General features: G+C 64.5%; 7 protein-coding genes. All 7 read right to left on the minus strand.

Annotated features, from left to right (window positions below):
- Nucleotides 1–72: 72 nt before the first annotated feature.
- The gene (locus tag OCX61_RS08275; protein WP_261943352.1) at nt 73–978 is read right to left on the minus strand and encodes a LysR family transcriptional regulator; all 906 of its coding nucleotides are present in this window, start codon (nt 976–978) and stop codon (nt 73–75) included.
- A 384-nt stretch (nt 979–1,362) separates the two neighbouring features.
- Nucleotides 1,363–4,293 carry an aminotransferase gene (locus tag OCX61_RS08280; protein ID WP_261943353.1) on the minus strand — a complete coding sequence of 977 codons (2,931 nt, stop codon included), beginning with the start codon at nt 4,291–4,293 and terminating at the stop codon, nt 1,363–1,365.
- A gap of 415 nt (nt 4,294–4,708) precedes the next feature.
- Nucleotides 4,709–6,310: an ABC transporter ATP-binding protein gene (locus OCX61_RS08285; RefSeq protein WP_261943354.1), complete on the minus strand. Its 1,602-nt coding sequence runs from the start codon at nt 6,308–6,310 to the stop codon at nt 4,709–4,711.
- Nucleotide 6,311: 1 nt separating this feature from the next.
- Entirely contained in the window at nt 6,312–7,331 is a 1,020-nt protein-coding gene (locus OCX61_RS08290) for an ABC transporter permease (protein ID WP_261943355.1), read from the minus strand.
- A 1-nt stretch (nt 7,332) separates the two neighbouring features.
- Complete coding sequence (locus tag OCX61_RS08295) at nt 7,333–8,406, minus strand: microcin C ABC transporter permease YejB (RefSeq protein WP_261943356.1); 1,074 nt, start codon at nt 8,404–8,406, stop codon at nt 7,333–7,335.
- Nucleotide 8,407: 1 nt separating this feature from the next.
- A complete protein-coding gene (locus tag OCX61_RS08300; protein ID WP_261943357.1) occupies nt 8,408–10,234 on the minus strand; it encodes an extracellular solute-binding protein in 1,827 nt (608 codons plus the stop codon).
- Nucleotides 10,231–12,003 carry an extracellular solute-binding protein gene (locus OCX61_RS08305; RefSeq protein WP_261944285.1) on the minus strand — a complete coding sequence of 591 codons (1,773 nt, stop codon included), beginning with the start codon at nt 12,001–12,003 and terminating at the stop codon, nt 10,231–10,233. The genes OCX61_RS08300 and OCX61_RS08305 overlap by 4 nt, the downstream gene beginning before the upstream one ends.
- Between the last annotated feature and the right edge of the window lie 95 nt (nt 12,004–12,098).

The raw sequence follows: 12,098 nt of genomic DNA on the forward strand, positions 1-12,098 counted from the left end.
CGGCAAAGCCGGTGCCAAACTCCGCGGTGCTTGCTTCGCGGGCACGCCCGCTCCCACATGGCCCGCGCCGTTTCAAGCCCTGGGTGGTTCTTTGTCGAAGAGCTGACGCATCACCTCCAGATAACGCCTGGCGCCCAAGCCCAACGGTCGTGGTTTCAGCCAGATGATGTCCACCCACAGCCGCAAGCGGCTGGCCATGTTGTCAAAGCGCACCTCGGCCAGTGCCCCCGAGGCAATCAGCGGCTCCACCAGCGGCTGTGGCAAGTAGGCCCAGCCCAGGCCGGACTGCACCAGATCGAGTGTCGCCAGGTAGCTGTCGGTCAGCCATATGCGCCGCGACAGCACCATGCGCGGGTCCGAGCCGGTGGCCTTGCCCGAGGCCACGATGATCTGCCGCTGTTCGGCAAACGCTTCCTCAGGCAGTGGTGTACCGCTGTTGCTGCCTGCCGGATGGCGCGGCGAGGCCACGGCCACCAGCAACTGGCTGCCGGCTTCGAGAAAGGACTCGCGCTCATCGATCCCCGGGCGTTCGAACACCAGCGCCAGTTGTACGCTGCCTTCATGCAGCAAGCGCACTGCCTCGGTCTGGGTCGCCGAGCGCACTTCGATCTCCAGGCTGGGAAATTCCTTCGCCAGGGTTTCCAGCGGCTGGCTCCAGCGGCCGGTCTGAAGTTCCGGGGCCATGGCGATGGTCAGGCGTTTTTCCAGCCCCTGATGCAGTTGCAGGGCTTGCGCATCGAGCAGGTTGAGCTGGCAGATCACCTGCCGCGCCTGCGGCTCCAGGGCCAGGGCGGCGCTGGTGGGCAAGGCCTTGCGTGTGGCCCGGTCGAACAGGGCCAGGTCCAGCTCGGCCTCCAGTTGCGCGATGGCCATGCTCACGGCCGACGGCACACGCCCCAGTTTGCGGGCGGCGGCAGAGAACGAGCCCGCTTCCAGCACCGCGAGGAAAATTGCCAGGGAGTCGCTGCTGAAGGCCATGCTGATTGAAACCTACTGTCGGGGGAGGTTGTGAGAAAGAGTAATGGATTGAGTGGAGGGAATGTATCTGGGTTGCTAAAGGTTGGTCTGGAGATGTTCAGCGCCTGGGCGATCGAGCGCCGCCCGCGCGGCGCATCGCGAGCTGCGCTCGCTCCTACGTTTGTTTCTGGCCAGTAACGCCTGTGGCGGGCGCGCGCGACCGCCTTGTGGGGTCGACGCAATATCGCGCCGTGCGCCAAGGCGTCCGCGCGCAAATCCCCCAGGAAAAATTGGCCCGAAACAAACGTAGGAGCGAGCGCAGCTCGCGATGCGCCGCGCGGGCGGCGCTCGATCGCCCAGGCGCTGAAAATCTAAAACCCGGCACCTCAGCCCTTACGCCATTCCTTACAGCCCTTCGCCAAGCACCCGGTCGATGCTGTCGACGAAGTAGTCGACGCTCGCCCGGGTGGTGCACATCGGCGGCTTGATCTTGAGGATGTTCAGGTAGTCGCCGGTCGGTTGCATGAAAATGCCCAGCTCGCGCAGGCGGTCGCACAGCAGCATGGTTTCCTCGGTGGCCGGCTCCAGGGTTGCACGGTCGCGTACCAGCTCCAGCCCCAGGTAGAAGCCCGAACCATGGGCCGCGCCAGCCAGCGGGTGCTTGTCGACCAGTGCCTGCAGGCGCGCCTTGAAATAGCGCCCGGTGTCGCGGGCGTTGTCCCACAGGCCTTCTTCCTGCATCACGTCCAGCACCGCCATGCCGATGCGGCAGCTGACCGGGCTGCCGCCGGCCGAGGAGAAGAAGTAGCCCTCGGCTTCCAGGGCCTCGGCGATCTCGCGGCGGGTGATCACCACGCCCAACGGCTGGCCGTTGCCCATGCCCTTGGCCATGGTGATGATGTCGGGCACCACACCCTGTTCCTCGAAGCCCCAGAAGTACTCGCCCAAGCGGCCATAACCGACCTGCACCTCATCGGCGATGCACACCCCACCGCGGGCGCGGACCTTGGCATAGGCCTCGCGCAGGTAACCGGCCGGCAGCGAGATGCCCCCGGCATTGCCGTACACCGGCTCGCAGATCAGGCCAGCCAGCTGGCGGCCTCGGGCGTCGAGGTCGGCCAACTTGGCGTCGACGTCGCGCAGGTAGTCGGCGGCCGTGTCGGCACCGCGGAACCGGCCGCGGAAGGTGTTCGGCGCCTCTACCGGGTGCACCCAGTCCGGGCGGGTTTCCAGCGCCTGCGGGTTGTCGGCGATGGAGGTGGATATCGCATCGGTGGCCACCGACCAACCGTGGTAGGCCTCCAGCACGCTGAGCAGATCGCGGCCGCCGCTATAGGCCCAGGCCAGGCGGATTGCCAGGTCGTTGGCCTCGGTGCCGCTGTTGACCATGAACACCCGGTCGAAGCCCTCGGGAGCGAGGTCGAGCAGGCGCTCGGAGAACTCGGTGATGGCGGCGTAATGGAAGCGTGAGTTGGTGTTGAGCAGCGACCACTGGCGCGCCGATTCGGCGACCATGCGCGGGTGGCCGTGGCCCAGCACGGCGACGTTGTTGAGCATGTCCAGGTAGGAGCGACCCTGCAGGTCGATCAGGTAGTTGCGCCAGCCGCGTTCGATCTGCGGCGGTTGCGCGTAGTAGTGTTTCTGCGAGCGGGCGAAGCTGGCGTCACGGCGGGCCAGCAGGGCCTGCGGGTCGGGCAAGGGGTCGGCAGCGCAATCGAAACCCAGCAGCGTGGCAGGCGACGGGCACAGGGCCAGCCAGGCAGCAGCCTGGGACGGTGTGGCAAAGAACGGTGGCTGGATGTGGGTGTCGAGGCACAGCTGGACACTGAGGAAGCCGCAACTGCTGCCCAGGGATTGCCCTTTGGCCAACGCCTGGCCATCAGCCGGAGCCTCTTCCAGCCCTTGCAACCACAGGGCCCAGTGAGGTGTGCGCAGGCAGCCGCGACCGTCGCCATGACGTTGCCAGGTGCCCGCCTCGGGCGCCTGTACCAGGCTGCCGTTGGGCACATGCAGCTCTACGCCCAGCGCGCAGGTGGCAGGCTCTTCGGGGCGGTCGATGTGGGTTTGCGACAGGCGATACTGCCCGTGCAGGCTGCAGGCAGGCGCCGGCTGCGAGGTCAGCAGATGCTGGTCGAAGCCGGCTTGCTCCCAGTTACCGGCTTCGCAATGGACGCTTAGCACACCCAGGTCGATGCGGGTGACGGGCTGCCCGGCCAGCTCGGGCAGCAGTGGTGTACAGCCAGTGAAGTCCGCTGCGTCGGCTTGCAGGCCGGCGGCCTGCAGAATGGCCGCTTGCATCAGGCTCAATGGCACGGCAGTGGCGGTATCGAAAATTTCCCATTCATGGGCGACATTGTCGCGGGTGTACTGGTTGTCCGGGTCCACGGCCAATTGCTGGGCGCTGCTCAGTACCAGCACTGCTGCACGGTTCAGCACCAATGGCCACAGGGCACGCAGTTCGGCTTCGGTCAGCGGGTTGAGCGCCTGGTAGGCACTGACTGCCGGCAGGATCCGCAGCGGGTCGCCTTCGGCATGGTGCAGCAACGCCGCGCAGGTCACCGACAGGTCGGCGATGCGCCAGGTGCGCGACAGGTCGCCGAAGTCGATCACCCCCTGCAGTTGCCATTGGCGGTGTTCATCGTGGGCCCACACGGTGTTGTCGTCGGTGATGTCCAGGTGCACGGCCTGGGTCGGCAGCCGGTCCGCCAAGGGGGCCAGGTGTTCGCTGGCCAGACGTGTGGCCTGCTCGATGCGGCTGCGCTGCCCGGCGTCCTGCAGCACCGGCAGCAGGTGCTCGATCAGCGCCTGGGCATGTTGCGGGTCCCATTGCAGGGTGCGCTCGAGGCCTGGGTGGTCGAAGTCGACCAGGGCCTGGTCGAGCCGTGCGCACAGCCTGCCCAGTTCGGCCATCAGGCGTGGCGGCATGTGCGCGAGGCGGGTCAGTGGCTGGCCGTCGATGTACTCGAGCAGGCGTACCCGCAGGGGTTGACCGTCGATGTCCACCGCCAGCAAGGTCTCGCCCGCTTGCGCAACCTGCACGGCCGGCACTGGCAAGCCCTGCTCGCGCAGGTAGGCCAGGGCGGCGTGCTGTGCTTGCAATTCGACCTGGGCGTAGCTGCCATGGCAAGCCTTGAGCACGAAGCGCCCTTGCGCCGAGTCCACGCGGAAGTTCAGGTCCTGCTGGCTGCCCAGCGCAGTCAGCTCGCCATCCAGGCCGTAGTGCGCCTGCAGCAGCGCATGGGCCTGGGCTTCGCTGAGGGATGGGCCGGGCAGGCCGGAGCGCTGGATCAGCGTGTCGAGGGCAGGGGAGGCGGGCTTTTGTTGTTGGCTGGACATGGGGGCTACCGTTGCTGCTGGGAGTTGACTGCGCAGAATCTATTCCCGATCTGGCTGATGATGAAAGACGATCGTGATCAGAAATTTTGATGATTCATGGGGGTGTGCAGAAGGCTGACAGGTGCATGCCTTGGTTTTTGCGGGGGGGCTGAAATCGAGCGCCGCCCGCGCGGCGCATCGCGAGCTGCGCTCGCTCCTACGTTTGTTTCGGGCCAGTAACGCCTGTGGCAGGCGCGCGCGACCGCCTTGCGGGTACGACGCGATACCGCGCCATGCGCCAAGGCGTTCGCGCACATATCCCCCAGGAATGATTGGCCCGAAACAAACGTAGGAGCGAGCGCAGCTCGCGATGCGCCGCGCGGGCGGCGCTCGATTTCACAGGCGCTGCAAATCTCTCGACAGGCACCTGGCGCCCTCACGAAGAACCCAAAAACGCCGCCTCCAACAACTGCCGCGTATAAACATGCTGTGGCGCATGGAAGATCTCCCGCGCATCCCCTTGCTCCACCACATGCCCATGCTTGATCACCATCAACTGGTGACTCAACGCTTTCACCACCGCCAGGTCATGGCTGATGAACAGGTAGGTCAGGTTGTACTTGGCCTGCAGATTCCTCAGCAACTCCACCACCTGCCGCTGCACCGTGCGGTCCAGCGCCGAGGTCGGCTCATCCAGCAGAATCAGCGCCGGTTTCAACACCAACGCCCGGGCAATGGCGATGCGCTGGCGCTGGCCACCGGAGAACTCATGCGGGTAGCGATGACGGGTGCGCGGGTCCAGGCCCACTTCCTCCAGCGCCGCAACGATCGCCGCCTCCTGTTGCGCAGGCGTGCCGATCTTGTGAATCCGCAGCCCCTCGCCAACGATGTCCTCCACGCACATGCGCGGGCTCAGGCTGCCGAAGGGGTCCTGGAACACCACCTGCATCTCCCGCCGCAGTGGCCGCACGGCTTTCTGGTTCATCCCTTCGAGCTGCTGGCCATGAAAACGGATCCCGCCCTGGCTGGAGATCAGCCGCAGAATCGCCAGCCCCAGCGTCGACTTGCCCGACCCGGACTCGCCGACGATCCCCAGCGTCTGCCCCTGGGGCAGGCTGAAGTTGATCCCGTCCACCGCCTTTACGTGGTCAACCGTCTTGCGCAACAGCCCCTTCTTGATCGGGAACCACACCTTCAGGTCTTTCACCTCCAGCAACGGCGCGCCAATCGGATTATGCGCAGGCAACCCGCTGGGCTCGGCATTGATCAGCATCTGCGTGTAGTGATGCTGCGGCGCACTGAACAGCGTGGCGCACTCGGCCTGTTCGACGATCTGCCCGCGTTGCATCACGCACACGCGATGGGCGATGCGGCGCACCAGGTTGAGGTCGTGGCTGATCAGCAGCAGGGCCATGCCCAGCCGCGCCTGCAGCTTTTTCAGCAGATCGAGGATCTTCAACTGCACGGTCACATCCAGCGCCGTGGTCGGTTCGTCGGCAATCAGCAGCTCCGGCTCGTTGGCCAGGGCCATGGCGATCATCACCCGCTGGCGCTGGCCGCCGGACAGCTCGTGGGGCAGGGCCTTCAGGCGCTTGCGCGGTTCAGGAATGCCGACCATTTCCAGCAGTTCAAGCGTGCGTGCAGTGGCTTGCTTGCCGGTCAGGCCTTTGTGCAGCAGGAGGATTTCGTTGATCTGCTTCTCGATGCAGTGCAGCGGATTCAGCGAAGTCATCGGCTCCTGGAAGATCATCGCGATGCGGTTGCCGCGAATGCGCTGCAGGGTCTTCTCGTTCTGTTGCAGCAGGTCCTGGCCTTCATAGCGGATGCTGCCACTCGGGTGACGCGCCAGCGGGTAGGGCAGCAGGCGCAGGATCGAGTGCGCGGTGACCGATTTGCCCGAACCGCTTTCGCCGACCAGGGCCAGGGTCTCGCCCTTGCGGATGTCGAAGCTGATGCCGTCGACCACGCGGTTGACCTGCTCGCCGGTGACAAACTCCACGGCCAGGTCGCGCACTTCGATCAGGTTCTGTTCGCTCATTTCACTTCCTCGGGTCGAAGGCATCGCGGGCGGATTCGCCGATGAACACCAGCAGGCTCAGCATGATCGCCAGTACGGCGAAGGCGCTGATGCCCAGCCACGGGGCTTGCAGGTTGGACTTGCCTTGCGCCACCAGTTCACCCAGCGACGGCGCGCCGGGGGGCAGGCCGAAGCCGAGGAAGTCCAGCGCGGTCAGGGTGCCGATGGCTCCGGTGAGGATGAACGGCATGAAGGTCATGGTCGAGATCATCGCGTTGGGCAGGATGTGCCGGTACATGATTGCGCCGTTGCGCATGCCCAGGGCGCGGGCCGCGCGCACGTACTCCAGGTTGCGCCCGCGCAGGAACTCGGCGCGCACCACGTCCACCAGGCTCATCCACGAGAACAGCAGCATGATGCCCAGCAGCCACCAGAAGTTCGGCTGCACGAAGCTGGCGAGGATGATCAGCAGGTACAGTACCGGCAGGCCGGACCAGATTTCCAGGAAGCGCTGCCCGGCCAGGTCGACCCAGCCACCGTAGAAGCCCTGCAAGGCGCCAGCGATGACGCCAACGATGGAACTCAGTACGGTCAGGGTGATGGCGAACAGTACCGAGACGCGGAAGCCATAGATCACCCGCGCCAGCACGTCGCGGCCCTGGTCGTCGGTACCCAGCCAGTTATCCGCCGAGGGCGGCGCCGGGGCTGGTACGCGCAGGTCGTAGTTGATGCTCTGGTAGCTGAACGGGATCGGCGCCCAGAGCACGAAGCTGTCTTTCTTCTCCAGCAGGTCGCGGATGTATGGGCTCTTGTAGTTGGCCTCCAGCGGGAACTCGCCGCCAAAGGTGGTTTCCGGGTAGCGCTTGAACGCAGGGAAGTACCATGAGCCTTCGTAGCGCACGGCAATCGGTTTGTCGTTGGCGATCAGTTCGGCGCCCAGGCTCAGGCCAAACAGGATCAGGAACAGCCACAGCGACCACCAGCCTCGGCGGTTGGCCTTGAAGCGCTCGAAGCGCCGGCGGTTGAGGGGAGAAAGGGCCATGTCAGTGCTCCCGGCTGGCGAAGTCGATACGTGGATCGACCAGGGTGTAGGTCAGGTCGCCGATCAGTTTCACCACCAGCCCGAGCAGGGTGAAGATGAACAGGGTGCCGAAGACCACCGGGTAGTCGCGGTTGATCGCCGCTTCGAAACTCATCAGGCCCAGGCCGTCGAGGCTGAAGATCACCTCGATCAGCAACGAGCCGGTGAAGAAGATGCCGATGAACGCCGACGGAAAACCGGCGATCACCAGCAGCATGGCGTTGCGGAACACATGCCCGTACAGCACCCGCGGCCGGCTCAGGCCCTTGGCCTTGGCGGTGACCACGTACTGCTTGTTGATTTCGTCGAGGAAGCTGTTCTTGGTCAGCAAGGTCATGGTGGCGAAGTTGCCGATCACCAGCGCGGTGATCGGCAGCACCAGGTGCCAGAAGTAGTCCAGCACCTTGCCGGTGGCGGACAGTTCGTCGAAGTTGTTGGAGGTCAGGCCGCGCAACGGGAACCAGTCGAAGTAGCTGCCGCCGGCGAACAGCACGATCAGCAGGATGGCGAACAGGAACGCCGGGATGGCGTAGCCGACGATGATCGCCGAACTGGTCCAGACGTCGAAGTGGCTGCCATGACGCACCGCCTTGGCGATCCCCAGGGGGATCGACACCAGGTACATGATCAGCGTGCTCCACAGCCCCAGCGAAATCGACACCGGCAATTTCTCGGCGATCAGGTCGATGACCTTGGCGTCGCGGAAGAAGCTGTCGCCGAAGTCCAGCGTGGCGTAGTTCTTGATCATGATCCACAGGCGTTCTGGCGCCGACTTGTCGAAGCCATACATGTGCTCGATCTCGGCGATCAGCGCCGGGTCCAGGCCCTGGGCACCGCGGTAGTTGGAGCCGGCCACCGAGACTTCGGCACCGCCGCCGGCGATGCGACTGGTGGCGCCCTCGAAGCCTTCGAGCTTGGCGATCATCTGTTCCACCGGGCCGCCGGGGGCGGCCTGGACGATGATGAAGTTGATGATCAGGATGCCGAACAGGGTCGGAATGATCAGCAGCAGGCGGCGCAGGATATAGGCCAGCATGTCAGTGGGCCTCTTGCGTCGGGGCTTCGCTGACCGCTGGGGTCACGTTGGGCTTGATCCACCAGGTATCGATGCCGACGTCGTACTTCGGCGAAACCTTGGGGTGGCCGATGTGGTTCCAGTAGGCCACGCGGTTGGTCTTGATGTGCCAGTTGGGTACCACGTAGTAGCCCCATTGCAGCACGCGGTCGAGGGCACGGCAGTGCTCGATCAGGCTCTGGCGCGAGTCGGCATTGATCAGCGCCTCCACCAGTTGATCGATAGCGGGGTCGCGCAGGCCCATGAAGTTGCGGCTGCCGGGGTTGTCGGCGGCGGCGCTCGACCAGAACTCACGCTGTTCGTTGCCCGGCGAATTGGATTGCGGGTAACCGCTGACGATCATGTCGAAGTCGCGCGAGCGCAGCCGGTTGATGTATTGCGAGACGTCCACGCGGCGGATCTCGAAACCGATGCCCAGGTCGGCAAGGTTGCGTTTGAACGGCAGCAGTACGCGTTCGAACTGGGTTTGCGCGAGCAGGAACTCGAGGTTCACCGGCTTGCCATCCTTGTCGACCATCTTGTCGTCGACGATCTTCCAGCCGGCCTCCTGCAGCAGCTTGTAGGCCTGGCGCTGTTGCTCGCGGATCATGCCGCTGCCGTCGCTCACCGGGTTGGTGAACGCCTCGGTGAATACCTGGTCAGGTACCTTGCCCCGCAGCGGCTCGAGGATTTTCAGCTCGGCTGGCGAGGGCAGGCCGCTGGCGGCCATCTCGGAGTTTTCGAAGTAACTGTCGGTGCGAATGTAGGCGCCGTTGAACAACTGCTTGTTGGTCCATTCGAAGTCGAACAGCAGGCTCAGCGCCTTGCGCACCCGCACGTCCTGAAACACCGGCTTGCGCAGGTTGAAGATGAAGCCCTGCATGCCCACCGGATTGCCGTTGGGCAGTTCTTCCTTGATCAGGCGCCCGTCGCGCACGGCGGGCACGTCGTAGGCAGTGGCCCAGTTCTTCGCGCTCATCTCCAGTTCGTAGTCGAAGGCGCCGGCCTTGAGTGCCTCCAGCGCCACGTTGTTATCGCGGTAGACATCGAAGGTCATGGCGTCGAAGTTGTAGAAGCCACGGTTGATCGGCAGGTCCTTGGCCCAGTAGTCCTTGACCCGCTCATAGCGGATCGAGCGCCCGGCTTTGACCTCGGCAACCTTGTAGGGGCCGCTGCCAAGCGGCAGTTCGAGGTTGCCCCGGGTGAATTCACGGTTTTCGTACCAGTGCTTGGGCAATACCGGCAGTTGGCCGAGAATCAGTGGCAGTTCCCGGTTGTTGTTGTGCTTGAACTTGAACAGCACCTTTAGCGGGTCTTCGGCGACCACTTCGGCCACATCGCTGTAGTACTGACGATACAGCGGTGCACCGTCCTTGATCAGGGTATTGAAGGTGAACACCACGTCGTCGGCGCGCATCGGGTGGCCATCGTGGAAGCGTGCTTCGGGGCGCAGGTAGAAGCGCACCCAGCTGTTGTCCGGGGCCTTCTCGATCTTGCCGGCGACCAGGCCGTACTCGGTGAACGGCTCATCCTGGCTCTGGCGCATCAGGGTGTCGTAGATGATGCTGACGTTGTCGGCCGACACGCCCTTGTTGATGAACGGGTTGAGGCTGTCGAAACCGCCGAAGCTGGATTGGCGGAAGGTGCCACCCTTGGGGGCGTCGGGGTTCACGTAGTCGAAGTGCTTGAAGTCGGCCGGGTATTTCGGCGGCTCGTCATACAAGGTCAGCGCGTGTTGCGGCGCGGCCAGCGCGGGCAGGCTCAGGCAGGCGAACAGCAGGCTGCAGGCCAGGCGATGCGTCGGCTTCATTGGGCGTTCTCCGAAGGCTTTATCCACCAGGTATTCAGCCCGAGGGTATAGGGCGGCGTGGTGACGAAGGCGAACCGGTTGCGGTAGGCCAGGCGGTGATTGTCGAGGTACCAGTTGGGGATCATGTAGTACTGCCATGAAAGCACGCGGTCCAGGGCGCGGGCGGCGGCGACCTGGTCGTCGCGGGTGCGCGCGGCCAGCAGGGTGTCGAGCAGGTGGTCGACCACCGGGTCCTTGACCCCAGCATAGTTCTTGCTGCCCTTGATCGAGGCCTGGCTGGAATGAAAGTACAGCCACTGCTCGAGGCCGGGGCTCAAGGTCTGGTTCAGGGTCATCAGGATCATGTCGAAATCGAACTGGTCCAGGCGTTGTTTGTACTGGGCACGGTCTACGGTGCGCAAGCGCGCCTCGATGCCGATACTGGCGAGGTTTTCGACATAAGGTTGCAGGATGCGTTCGAGGCTCGGGTTCACCAGCAGCAGTTCCATGCGCAGCGGCTGGCCCTTGGCATTGACCAGGCGCTGGCCGTCAAGCTTCCAGCCGGCCTGATTGAGCAGGCCCAGGGCCTGGCGCAGGGTCTGGCGGCCGATGCCGCGCCCGTCGGTATGGCTGACCTGGTAGGGCTGGGTGAACAGCTTGTCGGGCAGTTGGTCGCGCAATGGCGCCAGCAGCAGCCACTCCTTGCCGGTGGGCACGCCGCTGGCGGCGAACTCGCTGTTGGGGTAGTAGCTGCTCGCACGGCGGTAGGCGCTGCTGAACAGCGCGCGGTTGGTCCACTCGAAATCGAGCATCAGGCCCAGCGCCTGGCGCACCCTGGGGTCGCTGAAGGCGGCCCGGCGGCTGTTCATGAACAGGCCTTGGGTCTGGGTCGGGATGCGGTGCGGGATCTGTGCCTTGATCACCTCGCCACGGCGTACGGCCGGGAAGTTGTAGCCGTTGGCCCAGTTTTTCGCCTGGTGCTCGATATAGATGTCGAACTCACCGGCCTTGAACGCTTCGAAGGCCACGGTGGCATCGCGGTAGAACTCGTACTCGACGCGGTTGAAGTTGTACTTGCCGCGGTTTACCGCCAGGTCCTTGCCCCAGTAGTTTTTCACCCGCTCGAACACCAGGCGCCGGCCAGGCTCCACCTGGGTGATGCGATACGGCCCGCTCCCCAGCGGCGGCTCGAAGGTGGTGGCCTCGAAGTCACGCTTTTGCCAATAGTGCTTGGGCAGTACCGGCATCTCGCCCAGGCGCAGGATCAACAGCGGGTTGCCAGCACGCTTGAAGACGAAACGGATACGCAGCGGGCCGAGGATGTCGACGCGCTGCACTTCCTGCAGGTTGGTGCGGTAGATCGGGTGGCCTTGCTTGAGCAGGGTGCGGTACGAGAATGCCACGTCGGCGGCGGTAATCGGCGTGCCGTCATGCCAGCGCGCTTCCGGGCGCAGGTTGAACACCACCCAGCTGCGGTCTTCGCTGTACTCCACCGAGCGGGCGATCAGGCCATAGCTGGAGGTGGGCTCGTCACCGGACGGGTCGTACTGGCCGGTGCCGACCATCAATGTTTCGTTCAGCTCGCTGACGCCGTATTGCAGGAAATTCGGCGTGGTAACCGGGCTGGTGCCCTTGAAGGTGTAGGGGTTGAGCGTGTCGAAGGTGCCGAAAGCCATGGCCCGCAAGGTACCGCCCTTGGGCGCTTGCGGGTTGACCCAGTCGAAGTGGGTGAATGTGGCTGGGTACTTGAGCGTGCCGAACTGCGCGTATCCGTGGCTTTCGCTCACCATCGCGGCTGCGGGAAAGCTCAAGGCCAGGCTGAGTGACAGCAGGAGGGGACGTATCAAGTCGGCATCCGATCCAGAGGCGTTGGGCTTTGATCGGG

Source organism: Pseudomonas sp. LRP2-20 (assembly GCF_024349685.1).
Classification (GTDB): domain Bacteria; phylum Pseudomonadota; class Gammaproteobacteria; order Pseudomonadales; family Pseudomonadaceae; genus Aquipseudomonas.